The sequence below is a fragment of the Actinoalloteichus caeruleus genome (assembly GCF_049311605.1).
In the GTDB taxonomy this organism is placed as follows: domain Bacteria; phylum Actinomycetota; class Actinomycetes; order Mycobacteriales; family Pseudonocardiaceae; genus Actinoalloteichus_B; species Actinoalloteichus_B caeruleus.
The window spans coordinates 472,411-496,900 of sequence record NZ_CP186005.1; the positions used below are offsets into that span (position 1 = coordinate 472,411).

A 24,490-nucleotide genomic window follows, 5' to 3' on the forward strand; every position below is an offset into this window, starting at 1 on the left:
CCAGAATTGGAGGGTAGTCGGCGCCCTCGCTCCGCTCAAGCAGAATCCCGGGCATGGGCACACCGGGACGCGGGCGACGACGCGGCTTCGACCGGGACGAGGCGCTGCTGACCGCCACCCGGTTGTTCTGGGAACGCGGCTACGACGGCACCTCCCTCGCCGACCTGACGGGCGCGATGGGGATCTCCCCGTCCAGCTTCTACGCGGCCTTCGGCGACAAACGCACGGTGTTCGCCGAGGCCGTCCTCGGGTACATGCGGCGTTACACGGCCATCTACGTCGACGCGGCCGGTGAGCCCACCGCGCGCGCGGCGGTGGAACGGCTGCTCCGGGACTCCGTGGACGAGTTCACCGACGAGGACCGGCCGATGGGCTGCCTCACCGTCAGCGCCGCCATGACCGGCGGCGCCGACACCATCGACGTGCGCAGGACCCTGGAGGAACAGCAGGTCGCCCTGACCGCCGTCGTCCGGGAACGCATCGAGCGGGACCTGGCCTCCGGCGCGCTGGGCGCCGAGGTGGACCCCGAGGCCTGGACGGAGTGGGTGCGGGTGGTCTGGGAGGGCCTGTCCAACCAGGCGAACGCGGGCACCCCACGGGAACGGCTGCACGAGGTCGTCACGCTCGCCCTGCGTGCCTGGCCGAGCTGACGGAGCGGGAGGGGCGGGGAGGGGGGAACCACCGGTGGCGGGGGCACTCGCCTGCCTCAGCCGTCGACGAACCGCACCCGGAACATCGACGGCCACAGCTTCCCCGTGATCAGGAACTCGTCGGTCCCCGGCAGCGCCGCGATCCCGTTCAACACGTCCACGCCCGCCTGCTCCTCCGGAGGTAGGAGGCCGGAGGCGTCCACGACGTCGGTGACAGCGCCCGTCCCCGGGTCGATGCGGAGGATGTCCTCGCTGAACCAGACGTTCGCCCAGACCCCGCCGTCGACGCACTCCAACTCGTTGAGGTTCCGCTGCGGTGCCCCCGCGTTCGTGACCGCCACCGAGCCGAGTTCGGCGAAGGTCTCCGGGTCGCGGAAGGTCAGGACGTCGGTGCCGTCGCTCATCACGAGCCGATCACCGTCGTGGCAGATCCCCCAGCCCTCCCCGGCGTACTCGACGCGGTCCAGCTCCCGCAGGGTGTGCCGGTCCCGGAGCAACGCGGTGCCGTCCTGCCACGTGAGCTGCCACAACCGGTCGTCCACCACCGTGATGCCCTCGCCGAACAGCGGTGGCGGCAGGTCCTCGTGGGCCAGTCGTTCGCCGGTGCCCAGATCGGTGGCGCGGACCCAGGACGACCCGACCCGCCCGGTCGCCTCGTAGAGCACGCCGTCGGCGACCTCCAGCCCCTGGGTGAACGCGGTGACGTCGTGGGGCAGGACTTCGATGACGTCGACGGCCAGCCGCTGTGGGACGCTGCCACCGTGCGTGACGTCCTGCTCGGCCTGGTTGACAAAGTCCTCGGAGGAACCCGCGTCCTGCTCTTCGGCAGGCGGGAAGCAGGCGGCGAGGACGAGCACGGGGGCGACGAGCAGGCCGAGGACGGCTCGGCGCGGGCGGGCGCCACGACCGACCCGTCCGGGGCCGAGGGGCCGCGCACGGGGGATCGGGCGAAAGCGCACCATGACACCCTGGCACGGGAGCGGGGAGATCAAAAGGCGTCGGGCACAATTGACGCCGTGATGTCAACTCCCACGCCCTACGACGCCGATGTTGACACCGCCTCTGACCAGGAGGAACCGGTCGAGGCGCGTGAACCAGCCCCCGAGCTCGCGGCGGCGGTCGACCTGGCTTGGGAGGCCGCCCAGCAGGAGGCGGGCAGCGAGGTCGTCGGTCAGCACGTCGACGTCCTCGCGGAGGACGACTCCGCCGCCACCCACCTGTTCGCGGCCACACACCCCGGCTACGTCGGCTGGCGCTGGGCCGTGACCCTCGCCCACGCGGGCCCGGGCAGCCCGGTGACGGTGAGCGAGGTCGTGCTGCTGCCCGGCCCCGACGCGCTGGTCGCCCCCGAGTGGCTGCCCTGGGACCAGCGGGTCCGCGCCGGCGACCTCGGCGTCGGTGACCTGTTGCCGACCCCTGCGGACGATCCCCGGCTGGTACCCGGCTACCTCGCCAGCGACGACCCCGCCATCGAGGACGTCGCCAGGGAACTCGGCCTCGGTCGGCACCGCGTGCTGGGCAGGCACGGCCGGGTCGAGATCGCCGAACGGTGGGTCTCCGGTGAGTTCGGCCCCGACAGCGACATGGCCAAGAGCGCCCCGGGGAACTGCGGGACCTGCGGTTTCTACCTCCCCCTCGACGGCTCCCTCGGAGCGGCCTTCGGTGCGTGCGGCAACGAGCTCGCCCCGGCCGACAGCCGGGTCGTGCACGTCGAGTACGGCTGCGGAGCGCACTCCGAGGCGGAGGGTGGCGGTACCTCCCCGGTGCCCATCGCCGAGGTCGTCTACGACGACGCCGGCGTCGACCTCATCCCGGTGGGGACGGTGAACCGCATCGCCGAGGGCGAGCGCCGTCCCACGAAGACCTCCGCCGGACCCGCCGCCGCCGGGGAGCCGAGCGACCCGGCGCCGGAGCAGGCCGGCCCCACCGCCCCGGCCAGCCAGGACGAGGGCACCCCCGACACCACGACGGCCGGGAGCCCGGTCGCCGACGGCGCCGGCGAGGCTCACGGGGAGGGCGCGGCGGCGGGGAACGCCCCGGCCGACGCGGAGGCCCCCGCCCCGGTGGACGAGCGGGACCAGGAGGAGACCGCGCCCGCTCCCCGCGCCCGCCGCCGCCGACGGTCCTCCCCGGGGTCCGGTCAGCAGCGGTGACCGGACGGCCGGCCGACCAGGCGTCCGAACCGGACGACCCCTTCGGCACGGGACGCATCCGGGCCGCCGTCCTCGGGGCCTGGCGCTCGTCCCGCACCCGGTTCCGGGAGGACGCCAACAGCGAGGAGGACCTCCGGTACGGCGGGTACCGGGACCGCGTCGCGGTCGAGCTGGCCCAGAACGCGGCGGATGCCGCCCTGGAGGCGGGAGTTCCCGGGGAACTCCTGGTGACCATCGCCGAGGGCGGCGCCGGCCCGGAACTGCGGGTGGCGAACACCGGTCGCCCGCTGGACGCGCGGGGAGTCGAGGCCCTCTCCTCGCTGCGGGCCTCGACGAAGGCCATCAGCCCCGAGGCGACGTCCGGCAGGTTCGGCGTGGGGTTCGCGGCGGTCCTCGCCGTGACCGAGGAACCACGGATCGTCTCCAGGGACGGCGGGGTGCGGTTCAGCGCCGCGGCGACGCGCTCCGAGATCACCGCCATCCCCGACCTCGCCGACCTCGTCGCGGCCAGGGACGGCGCGGTCCCCGTCCTCCGGTTGCCCTGGCCGGCGCCGCCCGGCGAACCGGGCCCACCCGCCGGGTTCACCACCGAGGTGCGGCTCCCGCTGGCCCCGGGAGTGGACGGGGAGGCGCTGCTCGCGGTATTCCGGGACCAGGCCGAGGACCTGCTGCTCGCCCTGCCCGGCCTGCGGCGCGTCCGGGTCGGTGCCGACGACTGGTCGTGCGAGGAGACACCACTGGCCCCGCCGGCGCCCGGCCCCCACCCAGGCGACGCCGCGGCACCCCACCCGCCCCCCGCGCTCTCCAGGATCGTGGTGCGGACCCCGGACGGGGCCCGGCGGTGGTTGGTGGCCAGCGCGAGCGGGGAACTGCGCGTGGAGCCGACCGCGCTGGGCGTCGAGTCCCGCCGCACCGACTGGTCCGTGCGCTGGGCGGTCCCCACGGCCGCCCAGGGCACCCCGGACCCGCTGTCCGAGGACGTGCTGCACGCCCCGACCGGGACCGACGAGGCCACCTCCCTGCCGGCCCGCCTGCTCGCCGACGTCCCGCTCGAACCGTCCCGCCGCCGGGTGCTCCCCGGACCGGTCACGGATGCCGTGCTGGCCGAGGCCGCTCGCGCCTACCCCGCCCTGCTCCTCGCGGCCGAGGAGTCGGACCGGACCGAACTGGTGCCACGACCAGGGTTCCCCCGGTCCGACGTGGACTCCGCGCTCCGGGAGGGCGTCCTCACCGCGCTCCGCGCCGAGCAGTGGTTGCCCTCGGCTGACGGGCGGCGGGTGGCGCCGGCCGGAGCACGCGTGTTCCCTGACCTCGATGCGGAGCTGGGGGTCGCGCTCGCCCCGCTGCTCCCAGGACTGGTGGCCCCCTCGGTGTCGCACCGGAGGGCGGCCAGCGCGCTGGCCGCCCTCGGGGTCGAGCGGGTCAGCCCCGCCGACGTGGTCGAGGAGCTGGCCGGGATCGCCCGACCGCCGTCCTGGTGGCGTTCCCTCTACACGGCGCTCTCGGCGCGGCTCGCCGAGGATCCGGACCGGCGGGAAGCGCTGGGCGGACTGCCCGTCCCCCTCGTCGACGGCCGCACCGCCACCGGCCCCCGCGACGTCCTCCTCCCGGCCTCCGGGCTGGTGGACGCCGAGGAACTCGCCGAAGCGGAGATCACCGGGCTGCGGCTGGCGCACCCCGAGGTCGACCACCCGCTGCTGCGCGAGTTGGGCGCGAGGGAGGCCGGCCCCGCCGAGCTGCTGGACTCCGAGCCACTCAGGGCCGCGGTGGACCGCAGCCTGGATGACGCGGACGCCGGGATCGACGTGGCTTCCCGCGCCGACCTGGTCCTCCGCCTTGTCGCCGAATCGGGCGGGAGCGGGACCAGACCGTGGTTGGCCGCGCTCGCCCTGCCCACCGAGGACGGCGACTGGGCCCGAGCCGACGAGGTGGTGCTGCCGGGTTCGCCGCTGCGCGCGGTGCTGGCCGAGGACTCCCCCCTGGCCACGCTCGACGCGGCGTTCGCCGACCGGTGGCCGGCCCCCGTGCTGGTCGAGGTCGGGGTGCTGGAGACCTTCGCCGTCCTCCACGACGAGCACCCCACCGGACCCGACCACGACCTCGCGGACGAGGAGGAGTGGTGGGACGCCGCCGGCGCCGAGGACGACGGTCCCCGCGAGCTGATCGCCGTCCGGGACCTCGACCTCGTCGACGACCACGAGTGGCCCTCGGCGTTGCGGTTGCTGCGAGCCCGCCCCGACACCTGGCGAGCCGTCACCGCGACCGGCTACACGAGTTGGTGGCTGGCCAGGCACGCCCTGCTGGCGGGCCGCCCGCCCCGCGAGTGGCGGTTGGACTCGGCCACCGCGCTCGCCGGCCTCCACGACCCCGTGCCCGACCTCGGTCTGGCCGGGGAGCACGGCGGGGTCACCCTCGACCCCGTGGCGGTGACAGAACTGCTGGTCGCCGCCGGCGTGCGCGCGGGACTGCGGGTCGAGGACGCCGAGGACGCCGAGGACCTGCTCGGGCGGCTCGGGGACCGGGGGCGGGACGTGTCCGAGGGGGTGGCCCTGCGGGCGCACGCCGAGCTGGCCGTCGCCGTGCGCTCCGGGCGGGTGAGCCCGGAGGACGTCGATCCGCCCGACCACGTCCGCTCGCTGACCGGCGGCTGCGTTCCGGCGGACGAGGCGGTCGTCCTGGACGGTCCGTGGTTCCTGGCGGTCGCCGACGCGGCGCGGCTGGTCGCGGCCGGTGGCGACGGCCGGCCGGAGAACGGCTCCTCATGGCCCGGTGGCGCGGGGGCCGGCACCGGCGTGGCCACCGGGTGGGCGAGTGGCGAGGACCTGGCCAGGCTGTTGGACCTGCCGCTGGCCTCGGAGCTGTGGGGCGCCGAACCGGTCGGTGCCGGCCGGCCGGCCGAGCTGGCCCGGCTGGCCGGGGGCGCGGCGGTGGCCGACCTGCTCGCGTTGCCCGGCGAGGGGGAGGGAGCCCCGGTCGTGCTGGTGCACGACGGCCTGGAGGTGGTGTGCGAGGGCCGCCGGCACCAGGTGCCGTGGTGGGTCGACGGCACGGGGCGGGCGCACGCCACGGACACTCCCCGGGCACTGGCGGCGGCGCTGGCCTGGAACACCGGGCAGTGGTCCCACCGCCACCTGCTCGCCGCGCTGCTGGTCGCACCCACCACCGCCACGCTGCTCGGCTGACCGGGCGGACCGGGAGTGCCACCCGGGCGAGCCGGCGCAGCGGGCCGCTCACCGGCCTCGTCGGGCCGCCCCCCGACGACCGCTCGGAGGGGCGCGGACCGGATCCGGTCTCAGGACCCGGTCTCAGGCACCGACCTGGGCGGTGCGGGAGCCCCGTTGCCGGGCCCGCCGCTGCCACCACATCACCCCGTAGCCCATCAGCCCCAGCACCGATCCGGACAGCGCGGTCCAGACCAGGGTGGACAGCTCGGCGGAGGTCGTCAGGTTGAGCACGAGGAGGACCAGGAAGGCCAGGGCCCACAGGGCCGTGCCCACCAGGACGACCGGATCGGACCGAGCCAGCCGCTCGCTGAGTGGGGGCAGGTCCTTCCACCGCGAGGGCGGACCCCCCTGGTGCTCATCGTTCCCGTGCGACTCGGCCACGACCGCCAGATTACGCCCGAACCGCCGGCCGAGGTGACGCCCGGGTGGCCGGGTCAGCCGCCGAAGGCCGCCTGCAACGGGCCGACGGCGAAGTAGGCGACGAACGCCGCCGCCACCACCCACAACAACGGGTGGATCGACCGGGCCTTGCCGGTGGCGGCCCGGATCAGCACGTAGCTGACGAAGCCCACGCCGATCCCGTTGGCGATCGAGTAGGTGAAGGGCATCACCACGATGGTGAGGAACGCCGGCAGCGCGACACCGAAGTCGGTGAAGTCGATGTGCCGCACCTGGCCGATCATCATGGCCCCGACCACCACCAGCGCGGGGGCGGCCGCCTCGATCGGCACCACCTGGTACAGCGGGGTCAGGAACATCGCGGCCAGGAAGAGCAGGCCGGTCACGATGTTCGCCAACCCGGTCCTGGCGCCCTCCGCGATGCCCGCCGCCGACTCCACGAAGACGGTGTTGGACGACGCGGAGCCGGCGCCGCCGGCCACCGCGCCCACACCCTCGACGAACAGGGCTCGACCGACGCCGGGCAGCTGGCCCTTGTCGTCCATCAGGTCGCCTTCCTTGCCCAGGCCGGTCATGGTGCCCATCGCGTCGAAGAAGTTCGCGAGGACCAGCGTGAAGACCAGCAGGCTGACGGTGATGGCGGGCAGCCTGGTCCAGGCGCCGAAGGAGACGTCGCCGACGAGTGACAGGTCCGGCAGGGACAGCCACTGCTCGGGCAGGCCCGGGTAGCTCAGGTTCCAACCCGTCGGGTTGTCCGGACCGCCGCGGCCGGCTCCGGTGAGCCACTCGGTGACGACCGACAGCACGGTGCCGCCGAGGACGCCCAGCAGGATCGCGCCCTTGACGCGCCGGGCCACCAGCACGCCGGTGAGGATCAGGCCGACGACGAACACCGCCGTCGGCCAGGAGGCGATGGAGCCGTCGATCCCGAGCCCGACCGGCACCGTGGTGCCCGCCTCGTCGGGTATCCGGCGCACGAAGCCGGAGTCGACGAGCCCGATGAAGCAGATGAAGGCGCCGATGCCGGCGGCGATCGCCGCCTTGAGCGGAGCGGGGACCGCGTTGAACACGGCGGTGCGGAAGCCGGTCGCCACCAGCACCAGGATGATCAGGCCGTCGATCACCACCAACCCCATCGCCTCCGGCCACGTCATCTGCGGAGCGATGGTGACCGCGACGAGGGTGTTGATCCCCAGGCCGGCCGCCAGGCCGAACGGGTAGTTGGCGACGAGCCCGAAGAGGATCGTCATCACCCCCGCGACCAGGGCGGTGGCCGCCGCGACCTGGGGGACCGTGAGGATGTCGCCGTTGACGTCCACCTTGGCGCCGGGGTCGTCGGCCGAGAAGCTGCCGAGGATCAGCGGGTTGAGGACGATGATGTAGGCCATCGTGACGAAGGTGACCAGGCCACCCCGCATCTCCCGGGACACGGAGGAACCGCGTTCGGAGATCTTGAAGAACCGGTCGAGCCGGGACCTGCCCGGGGGCTCGGACGAGTTCTGGACGGTGGTGCCGTCACCGTTGCTGGACATGGTGCTCCCGTACTGGACTGGATCGGTAGGCGCGACGGCGCGCGCGACCGCGTCGTCGGGCGCCTCGTCGGGGACGCGGGGGTGGCGGGTCGGGACGTGGCCTCGCCCACCCGGGCGCCCGGCTCCGTCGACCTCCCCGCAGCGACCACCCCGCGTCGCCCGCGTGCGGGACCATACCCCTCGTCGAGGCAGGCCACCGCCACGCTCCGCCCCCTCGGCCCCCACGGGGCGTCCTGCTCGGTCGGACGGGGGAGCGGCACGGGGTGGGACCGACGCGCCGTCGGCGACCACGTGTCCGATGTGCCGCTTCCCAGACGGCTCGGTGGCGGGGTGAGCCCCCGCCACGGCCCCTCGTGCCGGGGTCGTCGAGCGGTCGAACCGGCTTCGGGTCCTCCCGGCCACGGGGACGGGGTTGGGCTCGGGGAGGTGGCGCGCGCCCGCGGTCGACGCCGGGGACCGCTTCCCCGTCGGTGCTCCGCCCGGGCGGTCGGAGGAGTCGTCGTCGCCCGGTCGCCCTTCCCGTGAACCCCGCCAGCGCTCGTCCTTCTCACACCGTCGAGTGAAAGAACTGAACGGTTGTTGGCCATATCGAGGCGCGGGTTTGGCCCTTATTGCTCCGAACGGATGATATCCGCGCATTCATCCTGGGCGTGGGGTGCGTCGCGCTACGGTGCTCCCGTGTTCGCCCCTGCCTGCATTCGTCTCCGGTCCGGATTCGTGGCCCGGTGCCTCACCGCTCGTGTCGAGCGGGCCCGGTCGGGGCCGTGGGCGCGTCGGACAGCCCTGACCGGCGCGTTCACGGGTGGTGGTCGGTGTTCCGCGCCCTTCCGGTGACGGCTGGAGGTGGATGGCGCGTCGGTCGTATTCCCCGAGAAACGGGCGCGGGGATGTCCCGATCGCCGCCCCGGGTAATTGTTCGGGGAAAGGATCGGCCTTTGTCGGGCGCCCGCGAATTCGCGCATCCGCCGCCCGCTCGTCGCGTTCACCCGTCGAACTCGGCGCGGTTCACCTCGGCGGGGCCGGTGCGTGGGGCCCGGTTCGGAAATGACTTCCCACCGGAGCGTTCCCCGGCGTCGACCGGACACCGTTCCCGTGGCGAACCCCGTCGGCGTCCCGTTCCGCCCCGCCCCGGGCGCCCACGACGAGGGGGCCACGGCACCCGAGGACCCCGCCGCCCTCGTCCCCACGCGCCTCGACTCCCGTTGGAGACACGCATGACCACCTTCGACCTGATCGACGAACCCTGGCTGCCGCTCGTCTGCGGTAGCGCGGTGGGGGAGGTGTCGCTCGCGGACGCCCTGCTGGACGCCCACGAGTTCGGAGACCTCGCCGGTGGTCAGCCCACGATGGCACCGACGCTGCTGCGACAGGTCCTGCTGCCCGTCGTGCTCGACGCGCTCGGCCCGATGACCAGGGACGTCTGGCTCCGGACGTTCCGTGCTCGACGGTTCGACGCCGGTCAGCGCGACCGGATCGGCGGGTACCTGGCGGAGTGGCGACACCGCTTCGACCTCTTCCACCCGACCGCGCCCTTCGCGCAGGCCGCCGGGCTGCGGACCCCGAGCAGCAGGACCAGGCACGTGCTCGCCACCTCGCCCCGCCGACGGGACGGCACGGGGCCACCCGCCCCCAGCCCGGCCCCCGGGCTGCGTCCCGCCGAGGCCGCCTGGTGGCTGTTGCACGTCCACTGCTGGGACTCGGCCGGCATCAAGACCGGCGCGCTGGGCGATCCCCACCTTGTCGCGGGGAAGACCACGGGCAACCCGGCCGGGTCCCTCGGGGGGCTGGGGCCGGTGCTGCCGCTGGGTACCACGTTGTTCGACACCCTGCTGTTCAACCTCCCGATCGGGCCGGCCACCCCCGGCGACAGCCCCCAGTGGCGTCGGCCGCCGACGGGCGCGAGGTGGGTGTCCCGTCCAGCCGTCGGTCCGCTGGACCTGTTGACCTGGCTCTCCCGGCGCGTGCTCCTGCTCCCGGTGGGTGGTCAGGGGCAGCCGGTGCGGGTGCGGCACGCCGTCGTGACCGCCGGGGACCGGCTCAGCGGGGGTGTGGGGGAGTTCGAGCCGCACAGCGTGTGGACGGGGGGCCGGGTGGCGGAGGGGGACGAACCGTCGTGGCGACCCCGCCGGCACGTTCCCGGACGGCTCGGGTGGCGCGGTCTGTCCTCCATGTTGGCGCTCAACCCCACCTCGGGCGGGGAGCCCTCCTGCCCGCCCCGCGTGCTCGACGTGCTCGGCGGCCTCGTCGGCGACGAGGGGGTGCCCGACGACTACCCGCTCCGGCTCGCTGGTTCCGGAGTCGTCTACGGCTCGAAGTCGGGCACCGTGGACGACGTCCTCGCCGACACCGTCTCCGTGCCGGTCCGGGTCCTCCGCTCGGAGGAGGCGCGGCTGCGCGCGGCCGTCGCCGAGGTGTGCCAGCAGGCCGAGGAGCTGGCCAGGGCCGCCAACAGGCTTTCCGAGCGCCTGCTGTCCGGTACCGGGACGGACTCCCCGACCTGGAACGGTGGTGAGGCGGTCGGGGACAGCGTGTTGGCGGCCCTGGACACCCAGGTCCGCCGGTTCCTGGTGAAGTTGAGCGCGGACGCCGCCGTGGCGGGGCAGGGGGACGTCGAGCGGTTGCGGACCGCGTGGGAGGCGGCGGCGGTGGGGGCCTTGACGAGGGTCGTCGGGCCGCTGCTCGCCACGCCGGCCGGGACCGCCCGCACCACCGGGAGGCAGCGGGTGTCGGCGCAACTCGCGTTGGGCACCTTCCGGCGGCGAGTGCGGGAGATCCTGCCGAGGGCGCGGTGGTCACCGGAGGGCCTCGCGTCCGGTCAGGCCGAGGGTTGAGGACGTGCCGGGCCGGGGTGGGGAGCCGCGCCACCCGTGCCGGTGCTCACCACATCGCCCGAACCCGGACCGGCCGACTGGCCCGAATCGGCCAGGAGGGGTTCGTCGAGCGGGAGCCGCTCGTCCTGACGGGTGAGCGGTGTCGACCGGTTCGGTGTGGACGGCCTCGCTGCCGTGCCCGTTCCCTGGCCAGGAGGCTCCCATGCGCCCCACTCGGCACACCGGCGCTTCCCCGGTTCCTCGGGCCGTGACCGGGGGATTCGCGGTGCCGCCCGAACCGTGTCCGACGCGCGACGGTGCCCAGGCCCCGGTCCTTGTCGAGGTGGGGCCGGGCGGTCGGCTCGTCGTGGTGCGGTCGGGAGCCCAGGAGAGCGTCGCCTTCGGTCTGGACCCCGGAACGGCGACGCGGGTCGCCGACGCGCTGCGCCGGCCGGCCGGATCGGTCTTCACCGCGTTGCACCCCGAGGTGGTGGTCGCCTCCCTCCTGATCGAACCGGCCTCGACCGGTGCGGTCGCCACGCTGACCGGTGACGGTCGCGTGCTGTGGAGCGCCCGAATGCCGACGGAACGGGTGGAGCTGCTGGCCTCCCTGCTCAGGCGAGGGGCGGCGGCCGCGTTGGGCGGAGATCCCGAAGTTGGTGGGCCCGGGAGCGGCAGCTCGCCGGCGAGCCGGGCGGTGGGGCAGGCCTGACCGGCGCACGGCCGTCCCCCTCGGAACACGAGGGCACGCAGAGTTAGTGAGGTAGGCTAACGACGTGTCCGATTACCTGGACCCCGGGTTGGCGAGCAGGCTTCGCGTCGCGGTGGTGCGCCTCAACCGACGGCTGCGCGCCCAGCGTGCCGACGCGTCGGCGACGTTGACCCAGCTGTCCGCGCTGTCCTGCCTCTACAAGTGCGGTCCGCTCACGCCTGGTGAGCTGGCGGCGAAGGAGGGGGTGCAGCCGCCGTCCATGACGCGGGTGATCGCCGCCCTGGAGGACGCCGGCTACGCGACGAGGCGGCCCCACCCGACCGACGGGCGGCAGGCCATCGTCGAACTGTCCGAGACCGGGCGGGCCTACATCGTCGCCGAGGTCACCGCGCGTGAGCGCTGGCTGGAGCGCCGGCTCGCCGAACTCGACGACTCGGAGCGGGACGTGCTCCGCCGGGCCGCCGAGATCATCGACCGGGTCGCCGGTTCGTGAGACGAGGCGGGTTGGTGACCAGCGGGTCGTGGAGAGGGGACGTGGCGTAACCGATGCCGGGGTACGCGTCGGGCGGAGGAGGCGGCGGCCGGAACACGGGTGACGAGCAGCCCACCCGAGACTCGCCCCAGCGGGAACCGAGTGGCTCGGACGAGGCTGGTCCCGTGCCGGACTTCGCCGCGACCCAGGAGTTCCAGGAGCCACGCGACCACGCGCCCGCGCGCGGGGGGATGTTCGCCTCGTTGCGGGTGCGGAACTACCGGCTGTACGCCTCCGGGCAGATCATCTCGCTGGTCGGTACCTGGATGCAGCGGATCGCCCAGGACTGGCTGGTGCTCAAGCTCTCCGGGGACAGCCCCGTCGCGCTCGGCATCGCCATCGCACTGCAGTTCATCCCCACGCTCGGCCTCACCCTGTGGGCCGGTGTCCTCGCGGACCGGCTCGACAAGCGGAAGATGCTGATCGTCCTCCAGAGCGGGATCGGCGCCTGCGCGCTGGTGCTCGGGCTGCTGGTGCTGGGCGGGGTGGTCGAACTCTGGCACGTCTACGTGCTCTGCCTGGTCCTGGGCTGCTTCACCGCGTTCGAGACGCCAGCCCGCCAGTCCTTCGTGATGGAGATGGTCGGCCGTGACCAGGTCGCCAACGCGGTGGCGCTGAACTCGATGACCTTCAACACGGCCCGCATCGTCGGCCCGGGCATCGCCGGGTACGCCATCGCCTGGATCGGCACCGGGTGGTTGTTCGTCGTCAACTCCGTGAGCGTCGTGGCGGTGGTCCTCGGGCTGGTCCTGATGGACCCGGACAAGCTGTTCCGCTCCGACCCGGTGCCGCGCGCGCGGGGGCAACTGCGCGAAGGCCTGCGTTACGTGCGGGGACGACCCGACCTCACCGTCCTGATGGGGCTCGTCTTCCTGGTCAGCACGTTCGGCATGAACATCAACACCACCCTGCCGGTGATGGCCAACAACTTCTTCGAGGCCGGCCCTCAGGGGCTGGGCCTGCTCTCCACGGTGCTCGCCGTCGGGACCCTGACCGGGGCGGCGATGGCGGCCCGCCGGAGCAGGGACGGCACCCCCAGCCTCCGCCTGCTGCTCGTCGCGGGCATGGTGTTCGGCTGCCTGGTCGTGATGCTCGGCCTCATGCCCACGATGGGGCTTTTCGGGGCCGTGCTGGTGCCCACGGGCATTGCCTTCATGACGTTCAGCCTGACCGCCAACGCGACGGTGCAGCTCACGGTGGAACCGCACATGCGGGGGCGCGTGATGGGCCTCTACATGCTGGTGCTGCTGGGGGGGATGCCCCTGGGGAGCAGCCTCTCCGGCTGGATGGCCGAACACATCAGCGTGCCCTCCCCGCTGATCGCCGGCGGGGCGATCGCGTTCCTGGCCTCGCTCACCGCCGCCGGTCTGATGGCGCGGGTGCGCAGGCGTGAGGCGGCGGGGGCGCTGGCGGCCGCGACCGCCAGCGGGCGGCCCGGGAGCTGAGGATTCCCGTGACGCGCGCGGGCTTGGCAACCAGCGAAGGATAGGTTAGCCTAACCAACATCCGCTTCGTGGTGGGAGCGGTAGTCAGTTCGGGAACGGGTCGGCCCCGCTCGCCATCGGTGAGCGGGGCCGACGCCCGCTGGTGGCGGCGACGGCACCGGGTGCGCCGGCGTCCCCGCCCCTCCCGTCAGTGGTTCCGCACCGGCCAGGCGTGGACCGGCTTGCCCTCCCGCATGTGCTCCAGGTACTCCTCCAGCATCCGCGACAGCGCCTCCTGGCGTCCGTGACCGGCGTCCTCCCAGGCCGCGACGGTCTGCCGCTGCCAGTTCGCGCCCGTCTGCCGGGTGAGGCAGCGCTGCTCGATGATCCCCAGGTACCGGTCGCTGACCGCCGCCGACACCCCCAGCCGCGACAGGCCCTCGTGGGCCATCGGCAACAGCCTGCGCAGCACGAGTTCGTGCGGCGGGGTCCAGCCCACGCCGGGCCAGTACAACTGGGCGTCCATGCCGTTCCTCGCGCCCGCGTACAGGTTCTCCTCCGCCGCGTGGAACGACATCTGGCTCCACAGCGGACGCTCCTGGTCGACCAGCGCCCGCTGCGCCCCGTAGAAGAACGCCGCGTTGGCCATGATGTCCGCCACGGTCGGCCCGGCCGGCAGCACCCGGTTCTCCACCCGCAGGTGTGGTCGCCCCTCGACGACGTCGTAGACCGGGCGGTTCCACCGCCACACCGTGCCGTTGTGCAACCTGAGTTCCGCGAGCTTGGGCGTCCTGCCGATGTTCAGTGCCTCCAGCGGGTCCTCCTCGTCGGTCTCGGGCAGCAGACCAGGGAAGTAGCGGGCGTTCTCCTCGAACAGGTCGAAGATCGAGTTGATCCACCGCTCGCCGAACCACACCCGTGGGCGGACCCCCTGGTTCTTGAGCTCGTCGGGGCGGGTGTCGGTCGCCTGTTGGAACAGCGGGATCCTCGTCTCGTGCCAGAGGGCCTTCCCCAGGAGGAACGGGGAGTTCGCCGCGATCGCGACCTGCACGCCCGACAGGCACTGGGCGGCGTTCCAGTGGTCGGCGAAGTCCTCCGGCCGGACCTGGAGGTGCAGTTGGACGGAGGTGCAGGCCGACTCGGGCAGGATCGAGTCCGCGTAGCTCCGCAGCGTCTCGGAGTCCCGCCCCGGCAGCGGCGACCCCTTGAGGTTCAACAGGATCTCCTCGCCGCGTGACGAGAAGATCTCCTTGTTCAACAGGTCGAACCGCGAGCCCACGGACAGCCAGTGCGGGTCGAAGTGCTCGGTGCGCAGCGTCGGGAGGATGCCGATCGCGGCGAGCCTCGCCCCGGTGTCCACCGCCTTGGCCTCGGCGTTGCTCAGCGCCTGCCGGAGCTCCTCCTCCAGCTCCACCGCCTCGTCGCCGGCGAGTGGGCGCGGGCGCACGTTGATCTCGATGTTGTACTGCCCCAGTTCGGTCTGGAAGGCCGGGTCGGCGATCTTCTCCAACACCTGCGCGTTCGCCATCGCCGGTCGGAACTCCTGGTCGACCAGGTTTAACTCGATCTCCAGGCCCATGCGCTGCCTGTCCTGCGCGAACCTGTCCTGTGCGAGCATCCTGGCAAGCGCTTCCAGGCACCGTTGCACCTTGTCGCGAAAGCGCTGCCGGTCCTCCCGGCTGAACGACCGCGCCCCCAAGTCCTGTCCCATGTCGCCTCCCATGGTGGCTCTCGAGCGGACGCTCACCGTGACACAGCCGTAACCCGCTCGCTAGCGGCCAAAACGGTGCTCCCCGTCACGACACGATCACTCAGCGCGCACGCCGGGGCGGGGACCACGCGACAGGGGGGTTACCCGCCCGGCCGGTCCGGAATCCCCGTGGTGCGAAACTCGGGCCGTGGCACGAGTGACTGAGGTGACCGACCCGGGCAGCCCCCTGCTGGACGACTTCCGCGATCTCACGACCGCGGACCGGCGGCCCGACCGGCCGGGGGGACGCGGCCTGGTGATCGCCGAGGGCGTGGTGGTGGTGCGCAGGCTCCTGGCCTCCGCCTACCCGCCCCGCGCGCTGCTCGGAGTGGCCCGCCGGGTGGAGGAGCTCGGCCCGGAACTCGCCGGGGTCGACGTGCCCGCGTACGTCGCCCCGGCCGAGGTGATGGCGGAGGTCGTCGGGTTCCACCTCAACCGGGGGGTGTTGGCCGTCGCGGACCGGGCACCCATGCCCGACGCCGTGGAGCTGGCATCCCGGGCGCGCACCCTCGCCGTCCTCGAAGGCGTCGGCGACCACGAGAACCTCGGCGCGATCTTCCGCAACGCGGCCGCGCTCGGGGTCGACGGGGTGCTGCTGGGGGCCGGCTGCTCCGACCCGCTGTACCGCCGCGGCGTCCGCGTCTCGATGGGACATGTGCTCCGGGTGCCCTTCGCGACCCTGCGCCCCTGGCCCGACGGCCTCGACGCGCTTCGGCGGGCCGGTTACCAGGTCGTGGCGTTGACGCCCGACGCGAGGGCCGCACCCCTGGCCGGAGCCGGTCTGGCTGGTCGTCGCGTCGCCGTGCTGCTCGGTTCCGAGGGGCCCGGGCTGACCGAGGAGGCGATGAGCGCGGCCGACCTGAGGGCGCGCATCCCGATGGCCGGTGACGTGGACTCGCTGAACGTGGCGACGGCGGCCGCCATCGCCTTCCACGCCCTCGCCCCGGCCAGCTGACGCGGGCGACGCCAACGGGTCAACGCGGTCCCAACAGGCTGAGCGCCAGGACGAACCAGCTGACCAACACGCCGCCGGCCACGCCGTGGGCGACCCAGCGCCACACCGCGCGCCGCGCGAGCAGCAGGACGGCCGGGGCGAGCCCGCCCACCACGACGAGGTTCGCGACCAGGAGGGCGAGCGGGCCGTCGGTGAGCAGGTCGAGGAAGAGCGCGGACAGGCCGACCGCGACCGGCCCCCCGGTGAGGGCGCTGGCGGTCAGGCCGGTCGCCCAGGGGACGGGTTCCGCCGCGGTCGAGGTGCGGGAGGCGCGGGCGCCCGGTGGCGCCGAGACCAGGACGACGCGGTCGACCAGCGGATCGACGTACCGCACCCGCGACCGGGTGGCCCTGGCGAGCCGGTGGGCCAGCCTGCGGCCGCGCTCCGAGACGAGTGCGCGGTTCCCGGCCTCCTCGTGGGCGCACACCGCCTCGACGACCTCGGCCCACTCCCGGAGTGACGCGGCCAGGTCGGGGGGCAGCCGGGTCCGCTCCCCCTCGATCTCCACCAGGGTCCCGTCACTGACCCGCGTCACCACCGGCCGCCCGCCCTGCGCCCGAAGCTCCACCCGCCCCACCCCCGGCCCGCACCACGCCGTTCGTCGTGCCCCAACGAATCCGACGTCCAGTATGTTGGATCGTCACGGATTCGTCGTGGGGTGGTCCCCGCCGAGTGCGCTCGTGGTCGATCAGACCAGGGAGTCGCGCCAGGCCTCGTGGAGGGCGTGGAACCGGCCGCCCGCCGAGCCGATCAGCTCGGCGGGCGGCCCGTCCTCGACGATGCGACCACCGTCCATGACCAGGACCCGGTCGGCGATCAACACCGTGGACAGCCGGTGCGCGATGATCACCGCGGTCCGGCCCCGCAGGACGGTCTCCAGCGCCCTCTGAACCGCCTGTTCCGCCGGCAGGTCGAGGCTGGAGGTCGCCTCGTCGAGGACCAGTACCGCGGGCGCGGCCAGGAACGCCCTGGCGAAGGCGATCAGTTGCCGTTGCCCGGCGGAGAGCCGCCCGCCCCTCTTGTGGACCTCGGTCCGGTACCCGTCCGGCAGCGAGGTGACGAAGGGGTGGGCCCCGACGGCCCTCGCCGCCGCGACCACCTCCTCGTCGGTGGCCTCCGGCCGCCCCAACCGGATGTTGTCCGCGATCGAACCGGAGAACAGGAACGACTCCTGGGTCACCATCGACACCGCCGTGCGGAGGTCCTCGTCGGCGAGATCCCGCAGATCCACGCCGTCCAGGGTCACCCGGCCGGCGCTCGGGTCGTAGAAGCGCGCGAGCAGCTTCGCCAGGGTGGACTTGCCCGCCCCGGTCGCGCCCACCAACGCCACCGTCTGACCAGCGGGAACCTCGAGGTCGAACCGGGGGAGCACCGGCGGGCGGTCCTCGCCGTACCCGAACTCCACCCCCTCGAACCGCACGTCACCTCGGGGGGACACCAGCCGTACCGGCTCGGACGGCTCGGCGACGTGGGGCGCCTCCGCCAGCACGCCCGAGATCTTCTCCAACGCGGCCGCCGCTCCGGTGTACGAGTCGAGCACCATCGCCAGCCGGTCCAACGGCTCGTAGAAGCGCCGCAGGTACAGCAGGAAGGCGGTGAGCACCCCCAGTTCGAGGCGGCCGTCGGCCACCCACCAGCCGCCCACGGCCAGCACGACGACCAGGTTCAGGTTCCCCAGGCTCCGCGTCGCCCCGACGAAGACCGCCAGCACGTCGAGCGCACGCTTGTTGGCCCGGCGGAACTCGCCGCTCGCCTCGCCCATGATCTCGTCGTTGCGGTGCTCACGCCGGTAGGCCTGCACGGCCCGGACCCCGTTCATCGTCTCCACGAGGTGGGTGATGACGTTGGCCATCGAGGAGCGGGTCCGGCGGTAGGCGCTGCGGGACCGCGACCGGAACCAGCCGGCGACCAGCACGAGCGGGACGAGTGCGGCCAGCATGATCAACGCCAGCGGCGCGTCCATCCACAGCAGCAGGGCCGCGATGCCGATCATGCTCAGCAACGAGGTGAACAACCCGTCGAGGCCCTCGGCGAGCAACCGGTCCAGCGATTCCATGTCGGAGGTCATCCGGGAGATCAGGCGCCCCGACGTGTACCCCTCGTGGAACGACACCGACAGGCGTTGCGCGTGCCGGAACAACCGCTGCCGCAGCTCCAACAGCACGTCCTGGCCGAGCCGGCCGGAGAGGGTGATGAAGGCGAACTGGAGCACGGCCGAGACGATCGCCGCCCCCGCGTAGCCCAGGACGAACCAGAGCAGCGGTTCCGGCCTGCCGTCCAGCGCGGCCGGCAACCCCACGTCGATGGCGCCGGCCACCAACAACGGCCCGGCCAGGTAGGACGCGTTCTGGAGCACGGTCAGCAGCAGCGCGAGCGCCACCGGGCCCCGACGGGGGCGGATGAGTTCGCCGAGCAACCGACGGGACCGGCGTTCCAACCGGAGGCTCGCCTGGCCCTCCGGGTCCTCGACGTCCTCGGCCGCGACGCCGCGCCAGTCGTCACCCGGGGTGCTCGTGTCGGTCGGAGACGGGGTGGTGGTCGGAGCGGGCGAGCGCCCCGCGTCCGGGGTACCCGCGTCAGCCGGGTCGCTCATCGGGATGACACCTCGTTCCCCGCCGGCTCCGCGACCCCGTCGCGGCCGTCCTCGTCATCGGGCGTGGCCAGCAGTGCCCGGTAGCCGGGCTCGCTGGCCAGCAGTTCGTGGTGGGTGCCGACCGCCGTGACTCGACCGCCCTCCAGCAGCGCGACCCGGTCGGCCAACCGCACGGTGCTCGGGCGGTGCGCCACCAACAGCGACGTGACCCCGCTGAGCACCCGCCGCAACGCGGCCTCCACCTCGGCCTCGGTGTGCACGTCGAGGGCGGACAACGGGTCGTCGAGGACCAGCACCGCGGGACGCGCGACCACCGCCCTGGCCAGGGCCAACCGTTGCCGCTGCCCGCCGGACAGCGAAAGCCCCTGCTCGCCGATCCTGGTGTCCAGCCCCCAGGGCAGCGCCGAGACGAAGTCGAGCGCGTGCGCCACGCGGAGCGCGGCCACGACCTCCTCCTCGGTCGCGTCCGGCGCACCGAGCCGCACGTTCTCCCGCACGCTCGCCGAGAACAGCACGGGATCCTCGAACGCGGTGGTCACGGCGGTCCGCAGGTCCGCCAACCGCAGGTCCCGGAGGTCGACGCCGTCGAGGGTGATCCGTCCGCCCGTCGGGTCCGCCAACCGGGAGGCCAGCGCGGTCAGCGTCGTCTTCCCGCACCCGGTGGCGCCCACCAGCGCCATCGTCTCCCCCGGCACCAGGGTGAGGTCCACGCCCCGCAGCACCTCGTCGTCGCCGGCCCGCTCCTCAGCGCCGCCAGAACCCGAGTAGCGGAAGCGCACGTCCTCGAAGCGGAGTTCACCCCGGACCGGGCGTGGCAGGTCGGCCGGCTCGGCCGGGTCCTCGATCTCGCGGAGGCTGTCCCGCACCTCCCAGTAGCGGTCACTGGCCGTGGCGGTCTCGTTGGCCTCGCTGAACAGCCAGCCCATCGAGTCGATCGGGAACCGCAGGTACGCGAGGATGGTGATCGCGGCCACCAGCGAGCCGACCGTCATCGTCCCGGTGGCGACCCCGTAGCCCCCGTAGGCGATCATCGCAGCCACACCGATCTCCGGCAGCACCATGATCCACATCCACACCCAGCCCAGCAGGTGGATCTTCCGCAGCTCCGTTCCCCGCAGCTGCCGGGCCTGGGCCGCGAAGTGGCGCGCGAGGTGCCGCCCCCGGCCCAGCGACTTGAGCACCCGCACCCCGAGCACGGACTCCTCGAAGGTCGTGGCCAGGTCGCCCTGCTGGTCCTGGGCGAGCCGGGACTCCGAGTTGTACCGGAACTCGACCCGCAGGGTGATCAGCGCGGTGGGGATCCCGATCACGACCATGATCATCGCGAGCACGGGGGAGATGGAGAACAGGATCGCCAGCCCCACCAGGATCGTGATCGTGTTCACGACGAGGAAGACGCTGGTGAAGGCGAAGAACCGGCGGATCGTCGAGAGGTCGTTGACGGCACGGGAGAGCAGCTGGCCGGAGGGCCACCGGTCGTGGAATGCGACCGGGAGCCGTTGGAGGTGGTGGAAGAGGTCCTGCCGCATCCGGGCTTCCACCGCCGTGGTCGGCCCGGACATGATCCGGCGACGAGCGAGGTGCAACCCGGACTCCACGAGACCCAGCAGGAGCACCAGCCCCGCCATCCACCCCAGGCCGGCCAGGTCGCGCTCCGCGACGGGCCCGTCGATCGCGGCGCCGATGGCCAGCGGCATAGCCAGGCCGGCGAGCACCGCCAGCAGGGCGAGCAGCGTGGCGGTGACGAGCGGTGTCCGGACGGTGCCCGCGTACGGGGAGAGCCGCAGCAGCGCTCTCGTCGCGGATCGGCGGGCCGCCGTCTCCCCTCGGGGTGGAGGTGAGGAGAGTTCCGACGGGTGGCCACCGGGGAGGTCTGGGCGAGTGGGGTCCGCCGTGTTCGCTGGGGCCGCGGTGTCGGTGTCGGTGTCCATGGCGAACTCGACGGTACGACGAGCCTCCCTCGGCGGCGACTGGTTTTTCGTGGGGCGCACGGTGCGACTGTCGTTGGTCAAGCGCGGTTGAGGTCAAGCCCGATCCGTGCGTCACTACCAGCATGGCGCTCCCACGAGAGGTCACCTACCTGCGCACCTCGGCGACGATGGCGTTCCCCGCCGGTCGGTTGCTCGGCGTGGTGGGCGGTCAGGGGTACGTGCTGGCCCCGGACGGCTGGGCGAGGTTGGGCTCGACGCTGCCGTCCACGGTGGCGGAGATCGGTCGGGAGGAGGCGGAGGAGTGGTGTGAGGACCAGGGGTGGCCGCTGACGCTGCTCGACGACTCCTGGCCCACCACGCCCTGACCGCCGGTCGGGGTGCGCGGTCGCCCGGCGCGTCCGCCGTTCGGGTACCCGCTGGCCGTCCCCGAACACGACGAAGCCGGTCGGCTCCCGCGTGCCGACCGGCTCCCTCATCGGGTCAACCCCGCTGGGACCTGACCCCGAGTAAGACGTCCTCCCAGGACGGGACGATGGGATGGCTCTTCTTCACCCGCCGAGTGCCCGGTCGGGCGGCGCCCACCTCCGCCGGAACCGAGTCGTCGGTCTCGTGACCCGTCCCGTCCTCGAGCTCGGGTGCCTCGACGCCCTCGGTGACCACCGGCAGCGCGGCTTCCGCGTCGACCGGCTGGTCGGGCGTCCGCACCTCGACGTTCACCTCGGCGAGGGTGGTGTCCACCCCGTCCGGGGCCTCCAACGCCTGCCTTGCCAGCCGCGTCACCGGCCGGACCGTGCGCAGCTGCCGGCTCGGCGACGGGTCGAGGAGGTCGGCGGCGTGCTCGTCCAGGGCGGTCACCGTCCCGCCGTGCGCACCCGGGTGGAAGATCCAGTGCGCCCGGTTGTCGGACCGGCCGGCCCGCCAGTGCAGCTGGACGATCCACTTGCCGTCCTCGCCCCGCCAGGAGTCCCAGTTCGCGTCCGTGTAGTCCTGGCCACGCAGCCCGAACGAGTGGGACACCACCTCGCCGAGGGTCTGGACGTCCGGCCCGTCCTCCCGCATGGGGTGGGCGCGCTGGGCGCGTTCGGCGGTCTGCGACCGTTCGAGCAGCACCGGGTACGCGAACCGTTCCACCCGGTGGCACGGGATCCCCGCCGCCTCGGACACCTGCTCGACCGTCGCCCCGGCCCGGATGCGCGCCTGGATCTCACGCGGCCGCATCTGGTTGTCCATCTCGGCCTGGACCTGGCCCAGCCTGGTCACGTCGCCCCGGGCGGCGGCGAGCAGCCGCGCGTCCACCGGCAACGCGAAGCGCTCGCCACGAGCCGGGTCTTCACAGATGACGGTCTTGCCGTCGTCATCAAGCCCGACGACTCGCAGCGCTCGCATCACTACCTCCCCGCTGACTCCACCTCATCAGACCGACGGTAGGTTGACTCAGTGATCTACCCGGGCAGGCGCGCCGGTCCCTAGCACGAACCGAGCCCCGGCGGTGTAGCCCTACTGTGCCAATTTTTCACCCACACGGCAGCTTGCTATGCCTTAGATCTTGCACTCTTCGGGGAGAGGGCGCTAGCGGAAAACTACTCAACGCCCCATTCAGCCCAGTCTTTCGACGACCCAGTCGATGGCGTGGGTGAGGGTGGTCACGTCCTCCGGTTCCACCGACGGGAACATGCCAACGCGCAGCTGGTTGCGGCCGAGCTTGCGGTAGGGCTCGGTGTCCAGGATCCCGTTGGCGCGCAACGCCTTCGCGACGGCCGCCGCGTCGACGGACTCGGCGAAGTCGATCGTTCCCACGACCTGGGAGCGGTGGGCGGGGTCGGTGACGAACGGCGTCGCGTGGGGCGAGGCCTCGGCCCACCCGTACAGCCTCGCGGCCGAGTCCGCAGTGCGCGCGGTCGCCCAGTCGAGGCCGCCGTTGTCGAGGATCCACTCGATCTGGTCAGCGAGGAGGAAGAGCGTCGCGACGGCCGGCGTGTTGTAGGTCTGGTCCTTGCGCGAGTTGTCCAGCGCGGTGGGCAGGGACAGGAACTCGGGGACCCAGCGGTCGCCGGCGCCGATCTCCTCGATCCTGGCCACCGCCGCCGGGCTGGCCAGCGCGATCCACAGGCCGCCGTCGGAGGCGAAGCACTTCTGCGGGGCGAAGTAGTAGACGTCGAAGTCCTCGGCGCGGACCGGCAGGCCGCCGGCGCCGCTCGTCGCGTCCACGGCGACCAGCGCGTGGTCGGAGCCCTCCGGGCGACTCACCGGGACGGCGACCCCGGTGGAGGTCTCGTTGTGCGCCCAGGCCACCACGTCCACGCCAGGGGTGGCGGTCGGCGCGGGGGCGGTACCGGGCTCCGCGTGGACCACGACGGACTCGCCCAGGAACGGAGCACCGTTGGTCACCTTGGCGAACTTGCTGGAGAACTCGCCGAAGGCGAGGTGCAACGCCCGCTCACGCACCAGCCCGAAGGCCGCCGCGTCCCAGAAGGCCGTCGTGCCACCGTTGCCCAGCACGACCTCGTAGCCGTCGGGCAGCGAGAACAGGGTGCGCAGGCCCGTGCGGACCCTGCCGACCAGGGACTTGACGGGCTTCTGCCGGTGGGAGGTGCCCATGAGGGCGGAACCCTCGCTCGCCAGCCTGCTCAGCTGCTCCGGGCGCACCTTCGACGGTCCGCAGCCGAAACGGCCGTCGGAGGGTCGGAGGTCGTCGGGCAGGACCAGGGTGGTGGGGTCGACCGTCTGCGTCATGGGGGCTCCTCCGGTCGGAGCGTGAGTTCTTCCGTTCCGGCGCCTGGCCGGATCACCTGGCGGGAGCAGTCTCGCAGGTGCGGAGGACGGCCCGTGTCCCAGGGTCAGGGCGGTGGGCCGCCGTCCTGGTGGACTTCTGGCCGTTCGTCCGGTTTTTCACCCCCGGTCGGTCACACCGCGCGCGGCACCCGGGAGCGAATTCGGCCGATCGAGTGGACTGGATCGTTCCCGTGATCGATTGCGCTGGTCAGGGCGGGCGCTCTTGATCGACTCATCACGCACGGTGTGGTTATCCTCACTGGAAAGGGTGCTTTCAGTGCGGGGTTTCCGGGAAATACCGTCCTCGTCCACGGGTGTCGCCGGCCACCGATTCGGGAGCGTGATTGATGTCCGAGGTTGATGTTGTGCTGCCTGCCATGCGGGTGTCCTACGAGGCGGGACCCCTCGACGAGGGGTCGCTCGCGGAGAGCTGGCACGAACAGCTGGGACTGTGGCTGGCGGAGGCGGAGTCGGCCGGGGTGCCGGAACCGAACGCGATGGTGTTGGCCACCGCCGACCCGAGTGGGCGCCCCTCGTCCCGCACGGTGCTCGCCAAGGGGCTCGACGAGCGGGGGCTGACCTTCTACACGAACTACACCTCCACCAAGAGCCATGACCTCCAGGCGACGAGGTACGCGTCGGCGACCTTCCCCTGGATCGCCCTCCAACGACAGGCCACGGTCCGGGGAACCGTCGAACGGGTGAGCCCCGCCGAGTCCGCCGAGTACTGGGCGCAACGGCCGAGGGGATCGCAGCTGGGCGCGTGGGCCTCGCCGCAGTCCAGGGTCGTGTCCAAGGGGAGCCTGGACGCCGCCCTCGTCGCGATCGAACGACGGTTCGCCGACGTCGAGCGCATCCCGGTGCCACCGCACTGGGGAGGATGGCGGATCCGACCCGAGACGGTCGAGTTCTGGCAGGGGCGGCCGGACCGGCTGCACGACCGGCTGCGCTACGTGCACGACTCCGACGGCTGGAGAGTCGAACGGGTGGCCCCCTGACGTCGCGCGGCGGTGG

General features: G+C 73.1%; 19 protein-coding genes. 10 read left to right on the forward strand and 9 right to left on the reverse strand.

Annotation, left to right across the window (positions count from 1 at the left end; translation table 11 throughout):
* Window positions 1–53 precede the first annotated feature (53 nt).
* Window positions 54–650, forward strand: coding sequence for a TetR/AcrR family transcriptional regulator (locus tag ACOJVX_RS02155; protein WP_026417510.1), 597 nt, complete (start codon window positions 54–56; stop codon window positions 648–650).
* 56 nt (window positions 651–706) lie between these two features.
* Here the strand turns inward: ACOJVX_RS02155 and ACOJVX_RS02160 are convergent, their stop codons facing one another.
* Window positions 707–1,612, reverse strand: coding sequence for a glutaminyl-peptide cyclotransferase (locus tag ACOJVX_RS02160; RefSeq protein WP_103055795.1), 906 nt, complete (start codon window positions 1,610–1,612; stop codon window positions 707–709).
* Window positions 1,613–1,669: 57 nt separating this feature from the next.
* On the opposite strand from ACOJVX_RS02160, the gene ACOJVX_RS02165 reads away from it, so the two are divergent.
* The gene (locus ACOJVX_RS02165) at window positions 1,670–2,803 is read left to right on the forward strand and encodes a DUF3027 domain-containing protein (protein WP_103055794.1); all 1,134 of its coding nucleotides are present in this window, start codon (window positions 1,670–1,672) and stop codon (window positions 2,801–2,803) included.
* Window positions 2,800–5,985: a sacsin N-terminal ATP-binding-like domain-containing protein gene (locus tag ACOJVX_RS02170; protein WP_422647202.1), complete on the forward strand. Its 3,186-nt coding sequence runs from the start codon at window positions 2,800–2,802 to the stop codon at window positions 5,983–5,985. The genes ACOJVX_RS02165 and ACOJVX_RS02170 overlap by 4 nt, the downstream gene beginning before the upstream one ends.
* A 123-nt stretch (window positions 5,986–6,108) precedes the next feature.
* Here ACOJVX_RS02170 and ACOJVX_RS02175 read toward each other — a convergent pair whose 3' ends face one another.
* Together ACOJVX_RS02175 and ACOJVX_RS02180 are read right to left on the reverse strand one after the other, a co-directional pair.
* Entirely contained in the window at window positions 6,109–6,408 is a 300-nt protein-coding gene (locus ACOJVX_RS02175; RefSeq protein ID WP_245588681.1) for a DUF2530 domain-containing protein, read from the reverse strand.
* 53 nt (window positions 6,409–6,461) lie between these two features.
* Window positions 6,462–7,958, reverse strand: a complete 1,497-nt coding sequence (locus ACOJVX_RS02180) for an NCS2 family permease (RefSeq protein WP_026417505.1) — start codon at window positions 7,956–7,958, stop codon at window positions 6,462–6,464.
* A 1,214-nt stretch (window positions 7,959–9,172) separates the two neighbouring features.
* Between ACOJVX_RS02180 and casA the strand changes: the two genes are divergently transcribed.
* The 4 genes from casA (at window position 9,173) to ACOJVX_RS02200 (ending at window position 13,457) form a co-directional block, all read left to right on the forward strand.
* Window positions 9,173–10,789, forward strand: coding sequence for a type I-E CRISPR-associated protein Cse1/CasA (gene casA / locus ACOJVX_RS02185; RefSeq protein ID WP_051313367.1), 1,617 nt, complete (start codon window positions 9,173–9,175; stop codon window positions 10,787–10,789).
* A gap of 202 nt (window positions 10,790–10,991) precedes the next feature.
* On the forward strand, window positions 10,992–11,480 hold the full coding sequence (locus ACOJVX_RS02190; RefSeq protein WP_026417504.1) for a hypothetical protein: 489 nt from the start codon (window positions 10,992–10,994) through the stop codon (window positions 11,478–11,480).
* Window positions 11,481–11,544: 64 nt separating this feature from the next.
* Window positions 11,545–11,973 (forward strand): MarR family winged helix-turn-helix transcriptional regulator, encoded by a 429-nt coding sequence (locus ACOJVX_RS02195; protein WP_026417503.1) that lies wholly within the window; start codon window positions 11,545–11,547, stop codon window positions 11,971–11,973.
* 164 nt (window positions 11,974–12,137) lie between these two features.
* Window positions 12,138–13,457, forward strand: coding sequence for an MFS transporter (locus ACOJVX_RS02200; protein ID WP_035273511.1), 1,320 nt, complete (start codon window positions 12,138–12,140; stop codon window positions 13,455–13,457).
* Window positions 13,458–13,644: 187 nt separating this feature from the next.
* On the opposite strand, the gene ACOJVX_RS02205 is transcribed toward ACOJVX_RS02200, so the two are convergent.
* Entirely contained in the window at window positions 13,645–15,147 is a 1,503-nt protein-coding gene (locus ACOJVX_RS02205; protein ID WP_026417501.1) for a glutamate-cysteine ligase family protein, read from the reverse strand.
* Between the two features lie 187 nt (window positions 15,148–15,334).
* Here ACOJVX_RS02205 and ACOJVX_RS02210 point away from each other — a divergent pair, with 187 nt between their 5' ends.
* Complete coding sequence (locus ACOJVX_RS02210; RefSeq protein WP_026417500.1) at window positions 15,335–16,141, forward strand: TrmH family RNA methyltransferase; 807 nt, start codon at window positions 15,335–15,337, stop codon at window positions 16,139–16,141.
* A gap of 19 nt (window positions 16,142–16,160) precedes the next feature.
* Here ACOJVX_RS02210 and ACOJVX_RS02215 read toward each other — a convergent pair whose 3' ends face one another.
* From ACOJVX_RS02215 to ACOJVX_RS02225, 3 genes are all read right to left on the reverse strand, one after another.
* Window positions 16,161–16,748: a DUF2537 domain-containing protein gene (locus tag ACOJVX_RS02215; RefSeq protein WP_156038744.1), complete on the reverse strand. Its 588-nt coding sequence runs from the start codon at window positions 16,746–16,748 to the stop codon at window positions 16,161–16,163.
* A gap of 120 nt (window positions 16,749–16,868) precedes the next feature.
* Window positions 16,869–18,773: an ABC transporter ATP-binding protein gene (locus ACOJVX_RS02220; RefSeq protein WP_030147026.1), complete on the reverse strand. Its 1,905-nt coding sequence runs from the start codon at window positions 18,771–18,773 to the stop codon at window positions 16,869–16,871.
* Window positions 18,770–20,764, reverse strand: a complete 1,995-nt coding sequence (locus tag ACOJVX_RS02225; RefSeq protein ID WP_337662203.1) for an ABC transporter ATP-binding protein — start codon at window positions 20,762–20,764, stop codon at window positions 18,770–18,772. Before ACOJVX_RS02225 ends, ACOJVX_RS02220 begins: the two co-directional genes overlap by 4 nt.
* Window positions 20,765–20,826: 62 nt before the next feature.
* Between ACOJVX_RS02225 and ACOJVX_RS02230 the strand changes: the two genes are divergently transcribed.
* Window positions 20,827–21,069, forward strand: coding sequence for a hypothetical protein (locus ACOJVX_RS02230; protein ID WP_026417496.1), 243 nt, complete (start codon window positions 20,827–20,829; stop codon window positions 21,067–21,069).
* Between the two features lie 115 nt (window positions 21,070–21,184).
* Here ACOJVX_RS02230 and sepH read toward each other — a convergent pair whose 3' ends face one another.
* Window positions 21,185–22,090: a septation protein SepH gene (sepH, locus tag ACOJVX_RS02235; RefSeq protein ID WP_026417495.1), complete on the reverse strand. Its 906-nt coding sequence runs from the start codon at window positions 22,088–22,090 to the stop codon at window positions 21,185–21,187.
* A 210-nt stretch (window positions 22,091–22,300) separates the two neighbouring features.
* Window positions 22,301–23,437, reverse strand: coding sequence for a phosphoserine transaminase (serC, locus tag ACOJVX_RS02240; protein WP_026417494.1), 1,137 nt, complete (start codon window positions 23,435–23,437; stop codon window positions 22,301–22,303).
* 386 nt (window positions 23,438–23,823) lie between these two features.
* Between serC and pdxH the strand changes: the two genes are divergently transcribed.
* Window positions 23,824–24,474 carry a pyridoxamine 5'-phosphate oxidase gene (gene pdxH, locus ACOJVX_RS02245; protein ID WP_026417493.1) on the forward strand — a complete coding sequence of 217 codons (651 nt, stop codon included), beginning with the start codon at window positions 23,824–23,826 and terminating at the stop codon, window positions 24,472–24,474.
* The last annotated feature ends 16 nt before the right edge of the window (window positions 24,475–24,490 follow it).